This window comes from Streptomyces megasporus (assembly GCF_000718985.1).
GTDB lineage: Bacteria > Actinomycetota > Actinomycetes > Streptomycetales > Streptomycetaceae > Streptomyces > Streptomyces megasporus.
The window spans coordinates 87,807-108,624 of sequence record NZ_JODL01000005.1 but is presented as its reverse complement, the minus strand read 5'-3'; the positions used below and the strand labels follow the sequence as shown (position 1 = coordinate 108,624).

Genomic DNA, 20,818 nt, shown 5'->3' with positions numbered 1-20,818 from the left:
GGGAACTCAAGCACCTCGGACACTGGCGGCGTTCGGTGTCGATGGTGACTTTCCTGGCCATGTTGGTGACCTTGTTGCCCCAAGCCGACGTGGCCGAGGCGGCGGCCCTGAAGAGCGACCCGCCCGAGCTCAAGCACGAGCGCTCGGTCCCGGGCAAGGAGTACGAGCCGAGGAACGCGACACGCCGGGACGGCGCCGCCCGCGACTGGCGTCCGCCGGTCGGAGCCTGGCACTCCGGCTCCGAGGTGGTCCCGGTCCGGGCGGACGACTCCGCCGGTGGGAACGGCGGGGAGGACCTGCTGAGGCCCGTGGACCCCACACGCCCTGGTGACCGCTCGCTGGAGGAGAGCAGGGGGGTTCCCGTCGCCCTGCGACCCGTCGACTCCCCGGGGAGCGACGCGGCGAAGGGCGCGAAGACCGCCACGGAGGACGGCGGACGCGCCCGCGTCGGAGAGCTGGCCCGCATCGAGGTCAAGGACCCGGCGGCCGCCCGCCGCGCCGGTGTGGACGGCGTACTCCTCGCCGTCACCCCTGCTTCCGGCGGCAGCCTCCTGAATGGCGGGAACGCCGCGTCCGGCCGGGTCGGAGTGGAACTCGACTACTCCTCGTTCGGCCACTTCTTCGGCGGAGACTGGGGGTCCCGCCTCACCCTCGTCCAGCTTCCGTCCTGCGCGCTGACCGCCCCCGACAGGAAGGACTGCCGCGGGACGAGGGCCCTGCGCAGCGTCAACGACCCCGTGGAGCAGACCGTCACCGCCGAGGTGGAGCTGTCCGCCTCCGCGGCCCGGCCGACGGTGCTGGCCGCCGTCGCCTCCGCCTCCGGCTCCTCCGGCTCCTACACCGCCACCCCGCTGTCGCCGTCCGGTTCCTGGATGGCCGGCAGCTCCTCGGGCGGCTTCTCCTGGACCTACCCGATCGAGGCCCCCGAGGTCCCCGGCGGTCCCCAGCCCGAGGTGGCGCTCTCGTACTCCTCCCAGTCCGTGGACGGCCGCACCGCCTCCACCAACGCCCAGTCCTCCTGGATCGCCGAAGGTTGGGACTACGAACCCGGCTTCATCGAGCGCCGCTACCGCAGCTGCTCCGACGACCAGGGCAAGGGCGCCAACAACACCACCAAGACCGGCGACCTGTGCTGGGGCTCCGACCAGGTCCTCATCTCCCTCGGCGGCAACTCCGGCGAGCTGGTCAAGGACGACGCCACCGGCACCTGGCGGCTCGCCGACGACGACGGTTCCCGCCTGGAGCGGAAGACCGGCGCCGACAACGGCACCGAGGACGGCGAGTACTGGGTCCTGACCACCACCGACGGCACCCGGTACCACTTCGGTCTGAACAAGCTGCCCGGCGCCCCGGCCGGCACCACCACCAACTCCGCCGCCACCGTCCGGGTCTACGGCAACCACCCCGGCGAGCCCTGTCACGCGAGCACCTTCGCCGATTCCGGTTGCGCCCAGGCCTGGCGCTGGAACCTCGACTACGTCGTCGACACGCACGGCGACGCCATGACTCTGTGGTGGGCGAAGGAGACCAACCGCTACGGCGCCGAGAACAAGACCGACGGCGTCTCCTACACCCGCGCCACCCACCTCGATCGCATCGACTACGGCCAGCGCTCCGACACCCTCTTCACCGCCCAGCCCGCAGGCCGGGTGGACTTCACCGTCGCCGAGCGCTGCCTGCCCGACGCCTCCTTCGACTGCGCCGAGTCCAAGCGGACCGCCGCCAACGCCAAGCACTGGCCGGACGTCCCGCTGGACCGGGAGTGCAGGGCGGGCGAGAGCTGCAAGGACAAGCACTCTCCGACGTTCTGGTCCACCAAGCGCCTGGTGAGGATCGACACCCGGGTGCTCGTCGGCACCGCGCTGAAGACCGTCGACTCCTGGAAGCTGGAACAGTCCTTCCCCGACACCGGAGACGGCACCTCCCCCTCCCTGTGGCTGAAGTCCGTCACCCGCACCGGGCACGCCGCCGACGGCAGCACCGCCTCGATGCCCGCGGTCTCCTTCCGAGGCGTCCAGATGGACAACCGCGTCGACGGCCTCGAGGGCCTGCCGCCCTTCTCCCGCTACCGCGTGAACGCCATCGACACCGAGACCGGCGGCACCATCGCCGTCACCTACTCGGGGCGTGACTGCCGGGCTCTGGAGCCCAAGCGGATGCCGTCCTCCCCGCACGGCAACACCATGCGCTGCTACCCGCAACACTGGACGCCCGAGGGCGCCTGGGAACCGGTGAAGGACTGGTTCCACAAGTACGTGGTGACGGAGGTCCGTGAGGAGGACCACGTCACCGACGCCCCGCCGAAGGTCACCTCCTACGAGTACCTCGGCGGCGCGGCCTGGGCCTACGACGACAGCGAGTTCGCCGAGGCCAAGCACCGCACGTGGAGTCAGTACCGCGGTTACGAAAGGGTCCGCACCCGCATCGGCGCCGGCGACGACGTCAAGCAGCTCACCGAACACCGTTACTTCCGCGGCATGAACGGCGACAGGCTGCCCGACGGCGGCAAGCGCAGCGTCACCGTCGCCGACTCCGAGGGCAACACCGTCGCCGACGAGCCCCAGTACCAGGGCCAGCTCCGCGAGGAGATCACCTACGCCTTTGACGGCGGACCGGTGGAGAACGCCACCACCTTCACCCCCTGGGCGAAGAGGACCGCCTCCCGCGCGCGGGAGGGCACCACCGCCCTGGAGGCGTACATGGTGCGCCCGGCCACCACCCGCACCCGCGAACGCGGCGACGGCGACACCTGGCTGCGCTCCACCGAGACCACCACCTACGACGCGTACGGCCTGCCCCTCACCGTCGACGAGACCACCACCGGCGGCACCAGGCGCTGCACCACCACCACCTACGCCCGCAACACCGACAAGCACATCATCGACACCGAGATCCGCGAGGTCACCATCGCGGGCGGCTGCGGCACCGCCGGCGCCACCGTCCTGGACGACACCCGCACCCTCTACGACGGCCAGGCCTACGGCGAGGCCCCGACGAAGGGCCTGGTCACCGAGGTACGGGAGCTCGACGCCGACGGCAGTGGGCACATCACCATCGACCGCACCGAGTACGACGTCCACGGCCGCGAGATCGCCACCTGGGACACCGGGGGCCGCAAGACCACCGTCACCTACACCCCGGCCACCGGTGCCATCCCGACGAAGACCGTCACCACCGACCCGCTCGGCCACACCGAGACCGTCGAGTTCGACCCGCTGCGCGGCCTGCCGCTCGCCGAGATCGACGCCAACGGCAAGCGTGCCGACATGGAGTACGACCCGCTCGGCCGGTTGCTGAAGGTCTGGGAGATCGACCGGGACAAGGCCACCCAGAGCCCCTCGGCGACCTACGACTACGACATCCGCCACGACGCTCCCACGGTCGTCACCACCCGCACCCTGAAGGACAACGGGGACTACGCGGTCTCCTACGAGATCCTCGACGGCCTGCTGCGCACCCGACAGACCCAGGACGAGGCCGTCGGCGGCGGCCGGATCGTCAACGACGTCTTCTACGACTCGGCCGGACGCGAATTCAAGACCAACGACGGCTACTTCAACTCCGCCGAGCCCTCCACCAGCCTGCTGATCGTCGGCGACTTCGAGGTGCCCTCCCAGACCCGCGTCACCTACAACGGCCTGGGCGAGCCCACCGCCGAGATCGCCTACTTCCGAGGTGAGGAGAAGCACCGCACCACCATCGAGCGCAACGGCAACGCCACCACCACGGTGCCCCCCGAGGGCGACACCGTCACCACGACGTTCACCGACGACGAGGGCCGCGTCTCCCGAGTGCGCGAGTACACCAAGGAGGACCGCAGCGCCTGGCGCGACACCGTCTACCACTACGACGCGCTCGACCAGTTGGTGAAGATCACCGCTCCCGGCGGCGCCGAGACGACCTTCACCTACGACACCCGCGGCCGCCAGACCTCGGTGACCGACCCCGACGGCGGCACCACCAGGTACACCTACGACGACTCCGACCGCGTGGTGACCACCACCGACGCACGCGGCAACACCCTCCACACCACCTACGACGACGGCGGACGGCCCGTCGCCGTGCGCGAGGACGGCCCCGACGGCCCTCTCCGTCTGGAGTGGACCTACGACACCCTTGGCAAGGGCCTGCCCGTCGCCGCCATCCGCCACCACGGCGGCAAGGAGTACCGCGACGAGGTCACCGGCTACGACAAGGCATACCGGCCCACCGGAACCCGGGTCGTCATCCCCGAGAGCGAAGGGCTCATCGGCGGTACCTACACCTACACGTACAACTACACCCCCACCGGCAACCTCTCCTGGGTGGAACTGCCCGGCCTGGGCGGCCTCACCCGCGAGCGCCTGGTGTTCCGCTACAACAGCGACGACCTGCCCATCTCCATGGGCGGAGCCGCCAGTTACGTCACCGGCGTGGAGTACTCCGCCTTCGGCGAGGTGCTGCGCACCGAGGCCGGCGCGACCGGACGGAAGGTCTGGGCCTCCTACGAGTTCGACGAATTCACCAAGCGGCTCTCCCGCGCCGTCTACGACCGGTCCGTCACCCCCGGCCGCATCGACGACGTCCGGTACGCCTACGACCAGGCGGGCAACGTCACCCGCATCACCAGCACGCCGGGCCAGGCCGTCACCACCGACGCCCGACCCGACATCCAGTGCTTCGCCTACGACCGACTGCGCCGGATGACCTCCGCCTGGACGGCGAAGACCGACGAGTGCCGGACCGGACCCAGCGCCGAGACCGTCGGTGGTGCCAACCCCTACTGGCACACCTACGAGTACGACGACGCCGGCAACCGCACCAAGCTCGTCGAGCACGACCCGGCCGGAGACACCACCAAGGACGTCACCCGTGTCTACCGGTACGGCAAGGACGGCATCGGCGGCCCCAACGCCCTGGCCGAGGTCGTCTCCACCGGTCCGGCCGGCGAACGGCTGAACACCTTCGCCTACGACCGGGCGGGCAACACCACCCAGCGCCAGCGGGGCGGCAACACCCAGACCCTGACCTGGGATGTGGAGGGCCAACTCGTCAAGGTCTCCGAGCCCGTCGAGGACGGCGGCACCAAGGAGACCTCGTACCTGTACGGCGCGGACGGCGAGCGATTGATCCGCACCGGCCCGGACGGGACGAAGACCCTCTACCTGGGCGAGGCCGAACTGACGGCCAACGACACCACGGGCGTGGTCAAGGCCGAGCGGTTCTACGAGCACCCCGACGGCTCGACCACCGTGCGCAGGACCGGCGGCGAACGGCAGTTGATGCTCACCGACCACCACGGGTCGTCCACCATCCTGGTGGACCTGGTTGGCAGTGGCATGGCCGTCACCCGCCGCCAGTTGATGCCGTTCGGCGAACTGCGCGGCACAGCCCCGGCGGACTGGCCCGGACAGCGCGGCTTCGTCGGCGGCACCGTGGACCCGGACACCGGCCTGACCCGACTGGGGGCCCGGGACTACGACCCGGCCACCGGGCGGTTCATCTCGGTCGACCCGATGGTCGACTACAGCGATCCGGCGACGATCAACCCGTACGCCTACGCCAACAACGCGCCGGCGACGTTCTCCGACCCGGAGGGCCTGTTCTTCCCGATCCTGATCGGCATCGTCGCCCGGATCGCGATCCGGGCCGCGATCCGCGCCGCCGCTCGTGCCGCGGCTCGTGCCGCCGCCCGCCGTGCCGCGCAGGCCGCCGCCCGCGCTGCCGCTCGTCGCGCTGCCGCCCGTGCCGCCGCGCGCAGGGCCGCCGCCCGTGCCGCCGCCCGTCGCGCCGCCGCCCGCAGGGCCGCCGCCGCCCGTCGTGCCGCGGCTCGCGCCGCCGCCCGCCGTGCCGCGGCGCGGCAGGCGGCCCAGCGCAGGGCCGCCGCCCAGGCCCGTCAACGCGCGGCCCGTTCGGCCGCCCGCAAGGCCCAGGCGCGCCGCGCTGCGACGCGGAAGGCGAAACCGAAGCCGCGCTCGGCGCCGCGGAGTCGTCCGAAGTCCAAGCCGAAGCCCTCGCAACAGAAGAAACCCGCGCAACAGCGGATACAGAAGGCCAAGCGCGAACTGGCGGAGGAGGCCAAGGACAACGCCGTCGACGCGGTCACCAACGGCGGTGGCTGTCCGACGTCGAACAGTTTCGCGCCCGGCACCCTGGTGCTGATGGCCGACGGCTCGCGCAAGCCGATCGAGGAGATCAAGGTCGGCGACAAGGTGCTGGCCACCGACCCGAAGACGGGCGAGACCAAGGCCAAGACGGTCACCGCCACGATCCTCGGGGATGGAGCCAAGGACCTGGTCAAGGTCACGATCCGCACCACCGAGGCGACCCCGTCGGCGGTCGTCGCGGGCGACCGGGACGGCAGTGGCGGCGACCAGTCACCACCGACGTCCACCGCCGACCACGGCGATCGCGGGGACCGGGACGGCTCCGACACGTCGACCACGGCGTCGATCGTGGCCACCGACGGCCACCCGTTCTGGGTGCCGGAGCTGGGCGAGTGGCTGGACGCCGACGAGCTGAAATCCGGCCAGTGGCTCCAGACCTCCTCCGGCACCTGGGTCCAGATCACCGCCATCGAGTCCTGGACCCAACAGGCCACGGTCCACAACCTCACCGTCGAGGGCATCCACACCTACCACGCGCTGGCGGGCGCCACGCCGCTCCTGGTCCACAACTGTGGAGAACTCAGCTATGAGGAGGCGGCGGAGAGGGCCAACCAGGCACTGTCCGCTGAACTCGACAGGATGCACGCGACAATGAGTAAGAGCCAGATCCGGCGGTACGCTATGGGATCTGCCGCTGTTGACCGGCGCACGGGGATGGTCGAGGTTGGCCTGAAAAGGACCGGTGATGGCAGTGATTTCTGCGCGGAAGACATTTGCCGGAAGGCTCTTGAGGCCAGAGGGGCGAGACCTGAGAACATCGTCTACAGCGTGCCGATTCGCCCGTTGAAACGGGTTGCGGCTCTTGTGTGCAGACGGTGTGAGAGTCGGACCACGCGCGATCAGTTCGCTCCTGGGACCAAGTGGGAGAGCGATCAGGGATGAGAACGACAGAAGAATGGGGGTGGGATGCCCTGACGACTTTGAGCATTCCTGCTCCTCGACTTCTGGAATACCTTGAACGGCTTCTTTATGGGGATGCGGACGAACGTCGCAGTGCCGGTGGCCTGCTCTACTGCGAAGTCGCCAATCAGGGACAGCTGTACAGCGCTGCCGCGCCGTGCGTTGACGTGATCGCGGAGCACGTGAGGTCCGGAGCCACTCCGAGCCCGGAAGCCGTGGACCTCCTCGAGTCGATCCTCAACGCCAGGTCTGCCGGGCTCCGGGCAAGTGCGGCCGGAGGCACGGTGGAGGTGGAGGCGTACTGCCGGAGAAGGATTCTGGAGATCCTTCCTGATCTCCTCAGTGAGGCCGATGGAAGAGATGCGGAGTACTTCCGAGAGGTGTGCTTCCTTGTTCCTCAGTTGGCCGACTCCTCGGAGGAGGTTGTCGAGTTTCTGAGGAGCTCTGTTGCGAGTCTTCAAGGTGAATTGCGGCGTATGGCGGTCGAAGCCTTGGAGGAGGCTGAGGAAGTGGTGTCGGAAGGGCATATGCCCTGACCTGATTTCCTTTGGGGTGCCTTCCGTGGCAAATTGCGCTTGTCGCTCCCTCGCTCTGGACCTACCGATCGGTTACTGAGCCTGGATCCACCGTGTGATCGTCTGCCGGGGTGAGGGCCGGGAACGAAGAAGTGCCTTGTGACCTGTGAGGATGAGAGTTCTCGACGCTCACATAAGGCACGGTCGGCAAGGCATCTCGTAAGTGAAGTCCTCCCATACCCGGCGGCGGTCTTCGCCGCGTTCGACGATCCGAATCTCTTGGCGCACGGCGGGGCTGGAGCCGACCCTCCGGCCGACCGAGCAGTGCGGCCTGCCCACGCTGGTCCGGGACAAGGGCCGCCTGACGGGCGCGGCTGAAACAGCGGCGGACGCGAGGGTGGAGTACACCGCCTTCACCGACAAGGCCAAGAAGTACGACACGGCTGCCCGGCTGCTCATTCGCCGCGTCAAGCGCCTGAACGACGCCCACGTTCCGGGTGGGCAAGGCGAGTTGTTCACCACCTGGCGCTTCCACGTGGTGTTCCCCGATAGCCCCTTCGAGCTGGTCGAGGCGGAGAGGCGTCACCGCGCGCACACGATCGTGGAGCAAGTTTTCGCAGACCTGGAGGACACCGCGCTCGGGCAGCTGTCGTCGGGAAGTTCACCGCGGACGCGGCCTGGCCCGCCCTGGCCACGCTCGCCCACAACCTCACCCGCGCCTTGGGAGCCCTGGCCTCCGTGTTCCACGCCAGGGCCCGCACCGGCACTATCCGCCGTCACCTGATCGCGGTCCCGGCACGGTCGGCCACCTGGCGATCATCCACACCCATCAACGAAAACCCGCGCCGGAATCACCCGGAAACGCTTACCGCGATCCGCCCGATGGATCCAGGTTCACAGCCGGTGGCGGCGGCGTGCGCGGGGTTGTTCCGCCCGGGGCTTACCACCAAGCGGTTCTGTAGTCGGAAGTGGTTTGCGAACACGAGTTGTGCCTGGTGATGCACGCGCGGAACGCGCGGTCGCTGCTGGACGACGTGGGATACCCTCCGGTCCACCTGAGGCCGCCCTCCGGAAGGTACGACCACGTCCACTGCTTCTCCGGTCGGCGGTCTCCGTCGAGGTCGACCTCGAAGACGAGGTTGTAGCCCTCCTTCGGGTTCACCGCACGCCCCCAGCCGTGTTGCTTCCCCGCGTGGATGCCGTGGCGGACCTGGACGGTACCGGCCGGGGTGACCTTGTCCACGGCGATCGCCGTGTTCGTGCTGCCGTGGACTTCCGCTTGGGTGATCCAGCCCGTGTCGGTCGTCGAGGTGGTGGTCGACACCGGGGTGGTGGCCGGGGTGGCGGTCGACGCCGGGGTGGCGTTCGCCGCCACGACGCCGGCGAACACGGCGGCTGTGGCGAGAACTCCGAGGATGCGCTTGCGCACGATTCTTCTCCTAGCCGTACCTGAGGCGCCGTCAGTCTGTGGCAGTCGGACCGGTGGTGTGAAGCCCTTTCGCTCTGGGCCGAAAGCATCGAGCGAATCGTTACGTTCCCGAGGTGCGGTGGTACGGACGCACCGCCCGCCCGTCGGAAGGTCCAGGGGGTCGGTTGCCGACCGGTATGGGCTGCGCCCGGCCACAGTCCCGACTCGGACCCGACGAGATCCTCGATGTCGACGCCAAGCGGCACGTGCACGTCTCCCGGGCGTGCTCGGCGGACGACCCCGCCTGTGGGCCTCGTCGCTTCCTCCGCCGTCGTCGGCGTCGGCCGCACATCGTTCGCGGCTGCCTCCACGCCCGGCAAGTCCGCCACATGATCGGGTGGGAAACCGAACTGCTTCGACTCGCTGAGCTTGCCTACCCCGGACACGAGGGAGAGTGGTCGATTCCACCTCGGCTGGGAGGGGCGCGGCAGGGATCCGGAAGGAACCGCTCCGGAGGTCGGGCACAGGCCCGGAGCGTCTTCCCGGTCCGGTGAGTGGGGCGGGTGGGACTCGAACCCACGGCCGACGGATTATGAGTCCGCTGCTCTAACCGGCTGAGCTACCGCCCCGGGACGGCGCGTCGCGCACATCTGTGCGCGCCGTCTGCCGCAGCATAGCCGCTCATACGATCTCCCGCCCGTGCCGGGGGAGGCATCGACCGATGAAGGACCGATGAAGCCCGCGATCGCCGGGTTGTCGGTTTCGCCGCGACGGGGAGCACTTACCCGGAAGATCGCCCGGTACGCCGAAGAGGGGCTCCATTCGGAGCCCCTCTTCCACTGCTCCCCCGACTGGACTCGAACCAGTAACCTGCCGGTTAACAGCCGGCTGCTCTGCCAATTGAGCTACAGGGGACTGCTCTGTCGGGACCGCCCTCCCGGAGCTCCGGGGGCGTTCCCTGCTGGCGAGGAATACATTAGCGCATGCCGGGGGGTGCTCTGAAATCGGTATCCGCTCCGGCCCTCGGGGTACTCGTGGGATGTCCGCCGCGGACCGCGGCGCGCACCCCGGTACGAGGGGTGTTCAGGGAGATGTCCGAGGAAAGGGTGGAGCCATGCGCTACCGGCTCACGTTCGTCGCAGGGATGGCCGTCGGGTACGTGCTCGGCACGCGAGCCGGCCGCGAGAAGTACGAGCAACTGCGCAAGACCGCTCGGCAGTTCATGGAGAACCCCGCGGTGCGCAACGCCTACGAGTCCGCCACGACCAACGGTCGCCAGATGGCCGGCAAGGCCCTCGACACGGTGTCCGAGCGGATGGGCGACCGGCTTCCCGGCACGGTGTCCGACAAGGTGCGTGGCCTGCGGGGGCGTGGCGCGGCGCAGCGCACGCCGTTCGACGACGACTGGGGCACCAGCAACACCTGAACGGGCCCGGACGGGCGGGACGGGGATTCAGCCCCCGTCCGGCAGTCGGCCCGCGCGGGAGGAGTCGAGCAGGGGACCGAGCAGGTCGCCGTGTCGGTCGAGCCGGCCGGAGACGTCCCCGGCCGTGAAGACGAGGTCGTCGGGTTCCGAGCACCCGGCGACCTCGTCCCACGTCACCGGTGTGGAGACGGACGGCCGGGGCCGGGCGCGCAGGGTGTACGGGGCGGCGGTGGTGCGGGTCCAGGCGTTCTGGCTGTGGTCGACGAAGACCCGGCCCGTGCGCAGGCTCTTGGGCACCCGGTGCACGGCCAGGTCGGGCAGCGCCTCCGACGCCTCGCGGGCCAGCCGTTCGGCGTACTCGGCCACGGCGTCGGCGTCGGTGGGTTGGAGCGGGACGAGCACGTGGAGGCCCTTGGAGCCGGAGGTCTTGGCGTACGCGGACAGGCCGTCCCGGGCCAGTCGGTCGCGCAGCCAGCGGGCCACCGCGCAGCACTCGACGACCGTGGCGGGCGCGCCGGGATCGAGGTCGAGCACCAACCGGTCGGCCTCCCCCTCCTCGGGGAGTCGCCACTGGGGCACGTGGATCTCCAGGGCGGCCAGGTTGGCGGCCCAGAGCAGGGTCGGCAGGTCCTGGACGAGAACCTGCCGGTCGGTGGTCCCGTCCACGCGGTGCACCTCGCGCACGGTCACCCAGTCCGGCGTGCCGGGCGGCACGTGCTTGGCCATGAAGGGACTGCTCTCCACGCCGCCGGGGGCGCGGACGAAGGACGCCGGGCGGTCCCGCAGGTGGGGGAGGATCGCCTCGGCGACGGAGGAGTAGTACTCCACCACGTCGCCCTTGGTGAAGCCGGCGGCCGGGTAGAGCACCTTGTCCAGGCTGGTCAGGGCCAGATCGCGGCCTTCCACGACGGTGTTCGGCATGGGGGACGAGTGCCACGGCCGGCCCGGTTCATGCGGAGGGCGGACGGGGGTGTGCGAAGGCGGCGGGAAAGCGCGGGAAGGGCGCGTGAGGGACGGGGGAGAAGGGGGTCGTTGCCGGGTGGTTCGGCCTGCCGATAGCCTGTGTTCGTCATTCCGATCAGTCTTCGGAATCTCGAACGGTGAAAGACCCGGGGGGCCGGGGAGAAGGGGAGGGCGGCGATGGGACGTCTCGTACCGGCCGTGACCAGAGCTCTCGACATCCTGGAACTCTTCCTCGACGGGGACGGCACCCTGTCCGCGCCCGAGATCACCCGCAGGCTGGGCCTGCCCCGCACCACCGTCCACGAGTTGGTGACCACGCTCGCCGCGCGCTCGTACCTGGTGCCCGTGCCCGGACAGCCCGGACGTTACCGCCTGGGCGTGCGGACCTACCAGCTCGGCAGCCGCTACGCGGAGCAGCTCGACCTCGCCGCCGAGGGGCAGCAGGTGGCCCGGAAGGTCGCCGAGACCTGCGACGAGACGGTGCACGTGGCCATCCTGGACGGCGCGGACGTCATCTACATCGCCAAGGTGGACAGCACCCACGCGGTGCGGATGGTCTCCGCCGCCGGGCGGCGCCTGCCGGCGCACTGCACCTCGGTGGGGAAGATGCTGCTGGCCTCGCTGCCGAGGGAGGAGCTGGACGCCCGTCTGCCCGGTCCCGACGACGAGCCGCTGAGGGCGATGACCGAGAACTCCATCACCTCCCCGGCCGAGCTGCGCGAGGCGCTGGCGGAGATCCGCGCGCGCGGCATCGCCGTCGAGGAGCGGGAGTCCAATCCGGACGTGAGCTGTGTCGCCGCGCCCGTGCGCGACGGCACCGGCAGGGTGGTCGCGGCGCTCAGCATCTCGGTGCCCACCATCCGCTGGAGTGAGGAACGGCGCATCGAACTGGAGGCGTTGGCGGCCGAGGGCGCCGCCGACCTGTCGGCGCGGCTCGGGTACCGGGGCGCGGCGTAGGCGGAACGGACGCGAGAAGAAGGGGGCGGACGGCGATGACCGGAACGGGCGGGGCGGCGAGGCTCGAGGTCGCGGTGCGGCACGACGCGCTGCTGGGCGAGGGGCCGACCTGGGACGCGGCGAACGAGCGGCTGATATGGGTGGACATCCTCTCCTCGCGGGTGCACACCTGGGACCCGGCCCGTGGTCGGCGCACGGTGCTGACCACCGAACAGCACGTGGGAGCGGCCAAGCCGCGCGCGGGCGGCGGCCTGGTGGTCAACCTCCGTGACGGAGTGGGCCGGTACGAGGAGGACGGTTCCTTCTCCTGGCTGCACCGCGATCCCGTGCCCGGCCGCCGGGGCAACGACGCGGCCGTGGCCCCGGACGGCGCGCTCTGGGCGGGGACGATGGCGTACGACGAGCACACCGGCGGCGGCACGCTCGTCCGCGTCGCCCCGGACGGCTCGGCGACGACCGTCCTGGCCGACGTGACGATCAGCAACGGCACGGGCTGGAGCCCGGACGGGCGGCTGATGTACCACATCGACACCCCCACCCGCCGCGTCGACGTCTTCGACGTGGCCGGCCCGGAGGTGACCGGGCGCCGGACGCTGGTCGAGATCGAGGAGGGGGCGGGCTTCCCGGACGGACTGACGGTGGACGCGGACGGCTGTGTGTGGGTCGCCCTGTGGGGCGGCGGCGCGGTCCGGCGCTACACCCCGGACGGCCGGCTGGACCGCACGATCCCCGTGCCGGCCGGCAACACGACGGCGTGCGCCTTCGGCGGGCCGGAACTGCGGGACCTCTACATCACCACGGCCCGCACCGGGGTCGACCCCGCCGCGGAGCCGCTGGCCGGCTCGCTCCTGGTGCTGCCGGACGCGGGACAGGGCGTGGCGCAGCCGCCTTTCGCGGGTTGACACAAGATCTTCACAAGGGGAGCCTTTCGCTCTCCGCACACACGCTCGTACTCTGCGGACTCCATGACCTACTGCGTCACGTGCCGTCGGCATCTGAACGGTGCCCTTTCCTGCCCGGGATGTGGCACACCCGGCCACGACCTGGCGTCGACGGACACGCCCACTGCCGTGTACGTCGAGCCGGTCGCCGCTCCGGAGCCGGCCGGACACGGGTACGGGGCGTACGGTTCGTACGCTCCGTACGGTGGCGGTGACGGGTACGGCGTCGGTGACGCATACGGCCTTGACGGCGGGTACGGCGACGGTTTCGGTGGGCAGGGGGTCGATCACGGGATCCCGCCCGGTCACGAGGCCCAGAACGTTCCTCCCGCCGATCCCCACGGCGTCCACGGTGTTCACGGCGTCCACGGTGTTCACGGCGTCCACGGCACCCCGGACGCCCATGCCGGGGCGTACGAGGACCAAAGCGGCGTGCACGGCGAGGAGTCGGCCGACGAGCACGACGGCGAGCACGCCGAAGAGGGTCCGGTCCGGCGCGGACGGCGCGGGCGTCGGGCCCGTTCGTACGCCGGGCGCCGCCGCCGGACGGCCGTGGCGGGGCTGGTGCTCGGCGCCGGACTGGCCACGCTGGGCATCGCGGAGTTCACCACGGAGGACGGGCTGGAGCATTTCCCCCTCCCCTCCTTCGGCACGGACGACGCCGGTGTGTCCGACGACGGCTCGGCCGGTGAGGGGGGCGTGGCCGATCGCCTGCCCGGAGGCGGACAGCCGGACGGAAGCGGGCCGTCGTCCACCTCGCGTTCGCCCTCGTCCTCCGCCTCCGACGGTTCCTCCGCGGACCCGTCGGAGTCCGCCGATGCGTCGGCCGACCCGGACGGCTCCGCCTCGGCGGACCCCTCGGCCACCGCGACCGAGTCGGGAGCCGTCTCGGTGCCGCCACAGCCCACCGGCGACCCCACCCGGGAGCCGGAGCCGCCGCAGGCGACGCCCGCCGACCCGCCGCCCTCCGAGCCCACCCGGGAACCCGAACCGGAGCCCGAGCCGGAACCGACCTGCGAACGCTTCATGTGGTGGTGCGTCTAGAGCCCCGGGGGGAGCGGACGCGGGACCGGCCGTTCCCGGTCACCCCGCGTCACTCCCCGGCGGTCTCCCGCCGCTCGGCGCCCAGCATGCGCTGCAGCAGTTCGCGCAGGGTGGCGCGTTCCAGGGGAGTCAGCTCGGCCAGGGGCTCACGGGCGAAGTCCAGCGAGGCGCGCAGCCGTTCGGCCGTGTCGTGGCCCTCCTCGGTGACGGCGGCGAGCTTGACGCGGCGGTCGGCGGGGTCGGAGCGGCGCTCGACGAGCCCGCGGGCCTCCAACCTGTCGACGATGCCCGTCACGTTCGACGGCTCGCACTTCAACCGTCGGGCGATCTCCCGCATGGGCAGGGGGCGGTGCTGGAGCAGAGTGAGCAGCCGGGCCTGGGCGCCGGTCAGCGCGTACCGGCCGGCGGCCTCGTCGTACTCCTGGTGGTAGCGGGCGACGACCGAGCCGATCAGTTCGACGACCTCGAGGGTGAGCGGATCGGCGGGGGAGGGCCGGGAGGAGCGGGAGGACATGGCACCAGCCTACCGATTTACTTGACAGTGTGAAATGTGAAGGGGATGGTTGTTTCAGGTACTGAAGCTTCTGGAGGCTCTTGATGACGTTGCCCACCACCGGCCGCGAGTGGCACCTGACGGCCCGTCCGCAGGGGTGGCCCACCCCGGAGGACTTCGCGCTGCGCGAGGCTCCCGTGCGCGCTCCCGGCCCCGGCCAGGTCCTGGTGCGCAATCTCCACCTCTCGGTCGATCCGTACATGCGCGGACGCATGGACGACCGCAAGTCCTATGTGCCGCCGTTCCGGCTGGACGAGCCGATGGACGGCGGGGCCGTCGGCGTCGTCGTCGCCTCCGAGGCCGAGGGCCTCGCCCCGGGCGACCACGTGCTGCACGGGCTGGGGTGGCGCGAGTACGCCACGCTGGACGCGAAGCACGCGTCGAAGGTGGATCCGGAGCTGGCCCCGCCGACCACCTACCTCGGAGTGCTGGGCATGCCCGGCCTGACGGCCTACGCCGGGCTGCTGGAGGTCGCCTCCTTCAAGGAGGGGGACGCCGTCTTCGTCTCCGGCGCGGCGGGCGCGGTCGGCAGCCAGGTCGGTCAGATCGCCCGGCTCAAGGGGGCCTCGCGTGTCATCGGCAGCGCGGGGTCGGACGAGAAGGTCCGGCTGCTCACCGAGGAGTACGGCTTCGACGCCGCCTTCAACTACAAGAACGGTCCGGTGTCGCGGCAGTTGAAGGAGGCCGCCCCCGACGGCATCGACGTCTACTTCGACAACGTCGGCGGGGAGCACCTGGAGGCCGCCATCGGCGCCCTGAAGCTGCACGGCCGTATCACGATCTGCGGCATGATCGCGCAGTACAACGCCACCGAACCGCCCGCCGCCCCGCGCAACCTCGCGCTCGTCATCGGCAAGCGGCTGCGGCTCCAGGGCATGATCGTGAACGATCACGCCGCCCTGCGGCCGAAGTTCGTGGAGGAGGTCTCGGGGTGGATCCGCTCCGGTGAGCTCAAGTACCGCGAGACGGTGGTGAAGGGCATCGAGAACGCGGTGGACGCCTTCCTGGGCATGCTCCGCGGACAGAACATCGGAAAGATGGTCGTCAGCCTCGACGACTGATCCGGCCCACCGGGCGATCGAGGAGACGAGCGGCGGGGCGGGCGGCCGGAAGGGCCGGCTCCGTCGGCGCGGGTCCCGCCACCCGATCGACGCGCCGCACACCATCGTCGCCTGACGTCGTCCGACGCCTCGGGCGCGTACCGCGCCGAAGAAGGCCGTCCCGGCACCGCCGGGGCGGCCTTTTCCGTGCGCCCGGTCGGGGCGGGCTCCCCGGACCGTCCGCTGTGTCGGCTGCCACACCTGTTTCTGCGCAAACCATTGACGCGGACGGTCGCTCCACCTACCTTCCCGTTCGAGTCACCGATCGCTATTCGAAATATCGGACGTGAGGTGGATGGTATGCGCCGAACCTCCCTGTCGAGCCGCGCTCCCAGCCGGCGGCGCGTGCTCGGCGGCATGGCCGGGCTGGCCGCCCTGACGGTCGCCGGAGCGGCCGGCACCGCCGGATGCGCCGCCCCCGCGGCCGTCGGCCGGGGCCGGACCAGGGTGCGCTTCTGGCACCTCTTCGGCGGCGGAGACGGCGTGAACATGCGGACGATGCTGGACGCCTACCGCGCGGCGCACCCCGAGATCGCCCTGGAGGCGTCCACGCTCCAGTGGGGCGCCCCGTACTACACCAAGCTGGGCATGGCGGGGGCCGGCGGACGAGCCCCCGAGGTCGCCGCCCTGCACCTGGCGCGGCTGCCCGGCTTCGGGCCCGGCAGGTTGCTGGACGCCTTCGACCTCGACCTGCTGGCCGAACACGGCGTCACCGAACGGGACTTCCCCGCCGACCTGTGGCAGCGTGGACGGGTCGACGGGGCACAGTACGCCGTCCCGCTCGACACGCACCCGATGGTCCTCTACTACAACACCGACATCTGCGCGAAAGCCGGACTGCTCGCCCCGGACGGCAGACTGAAACCGATCCGCGGCACGGACGAGTTCGTCGCCGCGCTGCGCGCGGCAGGGAAGGTCACCGGCAAGCCCGGACTGGTCGTCGAGACCCTCGGCGCCGGAACCATCGGCCCCTGGCGGCTGTTCTCCACCTTCTACTCCCAGACCGGCGGCACCCTCCTGAACGAGGACGCCACCCGCATCACCATCGACGAGGCCAAGGCCCTGAACGTCCTGCGCTTCATGCGGCGGCTCACCGACGAGGGCCTGGCCCACCGCCGGGTCGACTACAACGGGACGGTCGGAGTCTTCGGCGGCGGGGAGACCGCCTTCCTCCTCAACGGCGAGTGGGAGGTCAGCACCTTCGCCAACCTGGAACTGCCGTTCTCCATGACCCGCGTGCCCGCCCTGTTCGGACGCCCGACCGCCCAGGCCGACTCCCACTGCCTCGTCCTCCCCCACCAGCGCGACCGCGGCGGCGAGACCAACGAGGCGGCCCACGCCTTCGTCGCCTGGGTGATCAGAAACACCGTCGAGTGGGCCAAGGGCGGCCACGTCCCCGCGTACCTGCCCGTCCTGGAGGAACCGGCCTACCTCGACCTGGAGCCGCAGTCGGAGTACCGGTCGGTGATCGACGACGTGGCGCTGGACCCGCCCGCCTGGTTCGCCGGCTCCGCCTCGACGATGTGGATCGAACTCGGCGCGGTCTTCTCCGGAGTGCTCACCGGCTCCCGCACGCCGCGGGAGGCCCTGGAGGAGGCCACGTCCCGGCTCCGGGAACTGCTCGACACCCCCAACCCACTGGGAGACGAGGCATGACCGCGACCGCGCCCACCGCCCCGGTCCCGCCGCCGGCGGCGACCGCCGACGCCGGCGAGAAGGCCCGACCCGTGACCGTGCGCCGGCGCCCGCTCGAACACGGCCTGGTCTTCACCGCGCCCTTCCTGCTGCTCTACGCCGCCTTCCTCGTCTGGCCGCTGCTGCTGGGCGTCAAGATGAGCCTGGGCAACGACAACATCGCGGGCACCGGCAGCGACTTCGTCGGCCTGGACAACTACGCCGAGGCGCTACGGGACCCGGCGGTGTGGTCCTCGCTGTGGAACACCGTCTGGTTCACCCTGCTGTCCACCGCGCCCCTGGTCCTCGTGGGGCTGGTCATGGCCCTGCTCGCCCACCACCTGAGGGTGGTCCAGTGGTTGTGGCGGCTGTCGTGGTTCGCGCCCTTCCTGCTGCCCTCGGGCGTCGTCGGCCTGCTGTGGATGTGGATGATCTACCCCTCCGACTTCGGCCTCGCCGACCTGCTGTTGAAGTCCGTCGGCCTCACCCCCGAGGTCGGCTGGCTCACCGACACCCGCTACGCGATGCTCTCCATCGTGCTGACCACCGTGTGGTGGACGGTCGGCTTCAACTTCCTGCTCTACCTCGCCGCGCTCCAGGCCATCCCGCGACACCTGTACGAGGCGGCCGAGTTGGACGGCGCCGGCGCCTGGCACCGGCTGCGGCACGTCACACTGCCGATGCTCGCCCGCACCACCGGAGTGGTGGTCATCCTCCAACTCCTGGCCTCGCTGAAGATCTTCGACCAGGTCTACATCATGACCGGCGGCGGACCCGACGAGAGCACCCGTCCGATCCTCCAGTACGTCTACGAGGCGGGCTTCACCGGCTACCGGATCGGTTACGCCTCGGCCGTCTCCTACGTCTTCTTCGCCCTGATCGTGATCGTCTCGCTGATCCACCTGCGGATGACCCGCCGTTCCCGTGAGGAGGCCGCCAAGTGAGCGCGACCGTGAAGGCCGGACCGACCGCCGGGAGAGGTCTCGACGCGGCGAGCGCCGGGCGGAGGAAGATCGGGCCGAGGAAGGGCTCCCCGAGCGCGGAGGACGGGCGCGGGCCGCGGTGGACCCCGGGCCGCGTCGCGATGCTCGCCGTCGCGCTCGTCCTGGTGGTCCTGTGGGTGCTGCCGATGGCCTGGGCGGTCGCCACCTCCCTCAAGCCCGAGAACGAGACGACGCGGACCTCGCTGGAGTGGGTCGGATCGCGGATCACCTTCGAGGCGTACGGGAAGGTCTGGGCCTCCGGCGATCTGGGGCGGTGGATGCTCAACTCCGCCTACATATCGGTCGTGACGACCGCGCTGACCGTGGCGACCTGCGCCATGGCCGCCTACGGCTTCTCGCGCACCGAGTTCCGGGGCCGCCGGTTCCTCTACGGGCTGGTGCTGGCCGGGATCATGGTGCCGCCGCAGGTGCTCATCGCCCCGCTGTTCGCCGAGATGGTCTCCCTCGGACTGGTCGACACCTACTGGGGGGTGATCCTGCCCCAGGTCGCCGTCCCCGCCATGGTGTTCATCCTGGTGAAGTTCTTCGAGGGGGTGCCGCGCGAACTGGAGGAGGCGGCCTTCGTCGACGGCGCGGGACGCTGGCGGGTGTTCTGGACGGTCGTCGTACCGCTGTCGCGGCCGGTCCTCGCCGCCGTCGCCATCTTCACGTTCATCCAGACCTGGAACAACTTCCTGTGGCCGTTCCTGGTCACCACCGACCCGGGCGCGATGACGCTGCCGGTCGGCCTGGTCAACGTCCAGTCCACCTACGGCGCCCGCTACGCCCAGGTGATGGCCTCGCTGGTGATCGCCGGGCTGCCGCTGCTGCTGGTCTTCGCCTTCTTCCAGCGGCAGATCGTCCGCGGCGTCGCCCACACGGGCCTGGCCGGTCAGTGAGGCGACGGCGGGACGAGCGGGGCCGGGACCCGCGCCGCGGGGAGGGCCCCGGAAGGAGCCCGCGGCCACCGGACGAACCCGACGACGAGAGGAGGCCCGTCGGTCCCCTCGACCACGGACACGAGGGGACCTCGGGGCGCCGCGCGCCCCGAACGACCGACGACCAACGACGACCGACCAACGACGACCGACGACTGACCAACGACCAACGACGAACGAGGACCGACGAAGGAGCCGTATGAACGACCGACCGGGCGGGCGCGTTCGCGTCCGCCGTTCCCCGACCGTGCTGGTCGCCGTCCTCCTGGGCCTGCTCGTGGCCCTGGTGCCCGGCAGCGCGACCGCCTACCCGAACCCGGGCCGGGTCACCGGTGACGTCTCCGTCCACGACCCGTCGATGATCCGCCTCGACGACGGCCGGTACGTCCTGTACTCCACCCACGACGGACCCCAGGCCCGTATCTCCACCGACCGGATCCACTTCACCCACGCCGGACCGGCGTTCCGCACCCCGCCCTCGTGGTGGAGTCGGTACTCGCCCGAGCAGAGCCCCTGGGCGCCCGACATCTCCAAACACAACGGCCGGTACTGGCTGTACTACTCCCTCTCCACCTTCGGCTCCAGCCACTCCGCCATCGGCGTGGCCACCAGCCCCACCGGACTTCCGGGCACCTGGACCGACCACGGTCAGGTCCACGCCACGACCTCGTCCTCGGGCTACAACGCCATCGACCCCAACCTCTTCGGCGACGGCGACGGCACGTGGTGGCTGACCTTCGGCTCCTGGTGGTCGGGGATCAAGACGATCCGGATCGACCCGGCCACCGGCAAGCAGCACCCCGGCGACCGCACCTTGTACTCCGTCGCCGCCCGCAACCCCACCGGCAACGGCATCGAGGGACCGACGCTGATCAAGCGCGGTGGCCACTACTACCTCTTCGCGTCCTTCGACCGCTGCTGCGCCGGCACCGACAGCACCTACAGCATCCGCGTCGGCCGCTCCACCAGCCCCACCGGGCCCTTCCGCGACCGCAACGGCGTGGACATGCGGAACAACGGGGGCACGGTCGTCCTGGAGACCCACGGCCGGATCGTCGGCCCCGGCGGCCAGTCGGTCCTCGCCGACGTCGACGGCGACCTGCTCGTCTACCACTACTACGACGGCGCCAACAACGGCTCGCCCACCCTCGGCATCAACCTGCTGCGCTGGGACAACGGCTGGCCGGTAGCCTACTGAAACCTTTCAACCCAGGGTGGGGCCGCACGCACCCGGCCCCACCCGCCCCGGCACCTCCCCGCCCGACACCTC

The 20,818-nt window shown here is 70.8% G+C and carries 14 protein-coding genes, 2 tRNA genes and 1 pseudogene; 12 read left to right on the top strand and 5 right to left on the bottom strand.

Annotated elements, in window-relative coordinates; translation table 11 throughout:
- Positions 1-41: 41 nt before the first annotated feature.
- From IF47_RS31875 to IF47_RS30105, 3 genes and pseudogenes are all read left to right on the top strand, one after another.
- On the top strand, positions 42-7,028 hold the full coding sequence (locus IF47_RS31875) for an RHS repeat-associated core domain-containing protein (protein WP_078591635.1): 6,987 nt from the start codon (positions 42-44) through the stop codon (positions 7,026-7,028).
- The gene (locus IF47_RS0106615) at positions 7,025-7,582 is read left to right on the top strand and encodes a hypothetical protein (protein ID WP_157839924.1); all 558 of its coding nucleotides are present in this window, start codon (positions 7,025-7,027) and stop codon (positions 7,580-7,582) included. Before IF47_RS31875 ends, IF47_RS0106615 begins: the two co-directional genes overlap by 4 nt.
- 370 nt (positions 7,583-7,952) lie before the next feature.
- Positions 7,953-8,368, top strand: a pseudogene (locus IF47_RS30105) (IS1380 family transposase); the annotation flags it as partial.
- 133 nt (positions 8,369-8,501) lie between these two features.
- Here IF47_RS30105 and IF47_RS0106605 read toward each other — a convergent pair.
- From IF47_RS0106605 to IF47_RS0106595, 3 genes are all read right to left on the bottom strand, one after another.
- The gene (locus IF47_RS0106605) at positions 8,502-8,990 is read right to left on the bottom strand and encodes a hypothetical protein (RefSeq protein ID WP_031507349.1); all 489 of its coding nucleotides are present in this window, start codon (positions 8,988-8,990) and stop codon (positions 8,502-8,504) included.
- A gap of 534 nt (positions 8,991-9,524) precedes the next feature.
- A tRNA-Ile gene (locus tag IF47_RS0106600) sits at positions 9,525-9,598 on the bottom strand.
- Between the two features lie 213 nt (positions 9,599-9,811).
- Positions 9,812-9,884: transfer RNA gene (locus IF47_RS0106595), tRNA-Asn, on the bottom strand.
- Between the two features lie 199 nt (positions 9,885-10,083).
- Here IF47_RS0106595 and IF47_RS0106590 point away from each other — a divergent pair.
- Positions 10,084-10,395 (top strand): hypothetical protein, encoded by a 312-nt coding sequence (locus IF47_RS0106590; RefSeq protein WP_031507348.1) that lies wholly within the window; start codon positions 10,084-10,086, stop codon positions 10,393-10,395.
- 27 nt (positions 10,396-10,422) lie between these two features.
- Here the strand turns inward: IF47_RS0106590 and ligD are convergent, their stop codons facing one another.
- A complete protein-coding gene (ligD, locus tag IF47_RS0106585; protein ID WP_031507347.1) occupies positions 10,423-11,316 on the bottom strand; it encodes a non-homologous end-joining DNA ligase in 894 nt (297 codons plus the stop codon).
- 219 nt (positions 11,317-11,535) lie between these two features.
- Here ligD and IF47_RS0106580 point away from each other — a divergent pair, with 219 nt between their 5' ends.
- The 3 genes from IF47_RS0106580 (at position 11,536) to IF47_RS0106570 (ending at position 14,300) form a co-directional block, all read left to right on the top strand.
- Positions 11,536-12,315, top strand: a complete 780-nt coding sequence (locus tag IF47_RS0106580; protein ID WP_031507345.1) for an IclR family transcriptional regulator — start codon at positions 11,536-11,538, stop codon at positions 12,313-12,315.
- A gap of 35 nt (positions 12,316-12,350) precedes the next feature.
- Positions 12,351-13,217 (top strand): SMP-30/gluconolactonase/LRE family protein, encoded by an 867-nt coding sequence (locus IF47_RS0106575; protein ID WP_031507344.1) that lies wholly within the window; start codon positions 12,351-12,353, stop codon positions 13,215-13,217.
- 168 nt (positions 13,218-13,385) lie between these two features.
- On the top strand, positions 13,386-14,300 hold the full coding sequence (locus IF47_RS0106570; protein WP_031507343.1) for a hypothetical protein: 915 nt from the start codon (positions 13,386-13,388) through the stop codon (positions 14,298-14,300).
- 49 nt (positions 14,301-14,349) lie between these two features.
- Here IF47_RS0106570 and IF47_RS0106565 read toward each other — a convergent pair whose 3' ends face one another.
- Positions 14,350-14,814, bottom strand: coding sequence for a MarR family winged helix-turn-helix transcriptional regulator (locus IF47_RS0106565; RefSeq protein WP_031507342.1), 465 nt, complete (start codon positions 14,812-14,814; stop codon positions 14,350-14,352).
- Between the two features lie 83 nt (positions 14,815-14,897).
- Here IF47_RS0106565 and IF47_RS0106560 point away from each other — a divergent pair, with 83 nt between their 5' ends.
- The 5 genes from IF47_RS0106560 (at position 14,898) to IF47_RS0106540 (ending at position 20,746) form a co-directional block, all read left to right on the top strand.
- Positions 14,898-15,914, top strand: a complete 1,017-nt coding sequence (locus IF47_RS0106560) for an NADP-dependent oxidoreductase (protein WP_031507341.1) — start codon at positions 14,898-14,900, stop codon at positions 15,912-15,914.
- Positions 15,915-16,253: 339 nt separating this feature from the next.
- The gene (locus IF47_RS0106555) at positions 16,254-17,609 is read left to right on the top strand and encodes an extracellular solute-binding protein (RefSeq protein WP_031507339.1); all 1,356 of its coding nucleotides are present in this window, start codon (positions 16,254-16,256) and stop codon (positions 17,607-17,609) included.
- Positions 17,606-18,571, top strand: a complete 966-nt coding sequence (locus tag IF47_RS0106550) for a carbohydrate ABC transporter permease (RefSeq protein WP_031507338.1) — start codon at positions 17,606-17,608, stop codon at positions 18,569-18,571. The genes IF47_RS0106555 and IF47_RS0106550 overlap by 4 nt, the downstream gene beginning before the upstream one ends.
- 140 nt (positions 18,572-18,711) lie before the next feature.
- The gene (locus IF47_RS0106545; RefSeq protein ID WP_078591634.1) at positions 18,712-19,509 is read left to right on the top strand and encodes a carbohydrate ABC transporter permease; all 798 of its coding nucleotides are present in this window, start codon (positions 18,712-18,714) and stop codon (positions 19,507-19,509) included.
- A 238-nt stretch (positions 19,510-19,747) separates the two neighbouring features.
- A complete protein-coding gene (locus IF47_RS0106540; RefSeq protein ID WP_051717146.1) occupies positions 19,748-20,746 on the top strand; it encodes an arabinan endo-1,5-alpha-L-arabinosidase in 999 nt (332 codons plus the stop codon).
- Positions 20,747-20,818 lie beyond the last annotated feature (72 nt).

Coding starts and splice junctions, on each gene's coding strand:
- IF47_RS31875 (WP_078591635.1), top strand. CDS start 42: ATGGTGACTTTCCTGGCCATGTTGGTGACCTTGTTGCCCCAAGCCGAC.
- IF47_RS0106615 (WP_157839924.1), top strand. CDS start 7,025: ATGAGAACGACAGAAGAATGGGGGTGGGATGCCCTGACGACTTTGAGC.
- IF47_RS0106590 (WP_031507348.1), top strand. CDS start 10,084: ATGCGCTACCGGCTCACGTTCGTCGCAGGGATGGCCGTCGGGTACGTG.
- ligD (WP_031507347.1), bottom strand. CDS start 11,316: ATGCCGAACACCGTCGTGGAAGGCCGCGATCTGGCCCTGACCAGCCTG.
- IF47_RS0106580 (WP_031507345.1), top strand. CDS start 11,536: ATGGGACGTCTCGTACCGGCCGTGACCAGAGCTCTCGACATCCTGGAA.
- IF47_RS0106575 (WP_031507344.1), top strand. CDS start 12,351: ATGACCGGAACGGGCGGGGCGGCGAGGCTCGAGGTCGCGGTGCGGCAC.
- IF47_RS0106565 (WP_031507342.1), bottom strand. CDS start 14,814: ATGTCCTCCCGCTCCTCCCGGCCCTCCCCCGCCGATCCGCTCACCCTC.
- IF47_RS0106560 (WP_031507341.1), top strand. CDS start 14,898: ATGACGTTGCCCACCACCGGCCGCGAGTGGCACCTGACGGCCCGTCCG.
- IF47_RS0106555 (WP_031507339.1), top strand. CDS start 16,254: ATGCGCCGAACCTCCCTGTCGAGCCGCGCTCCCAGCCGGCGGCGCGTG.
- IF47_RS0106550 (WP_031507338.1), top strand. CDS start 17,606: ATGACCGCGACCGCGCCCACCGCCCCGGTCCCGCCGCCGGCGGCGACC.
- IF47_RS0106545 (WP_078591634.1), top strand. CDS start 18,712: ATGCTCGCCGTCGCGCTCGTCCTGGTGGTCCTGTGGGTGCTGCCGATG.
- IF47_RS0106540 (WP_051717146.1), top strand. CDS start 19,748: ATGAACGACCGACCGGGCGGGCGCGTTCGCGTCCGCCGTTCCCCGACC.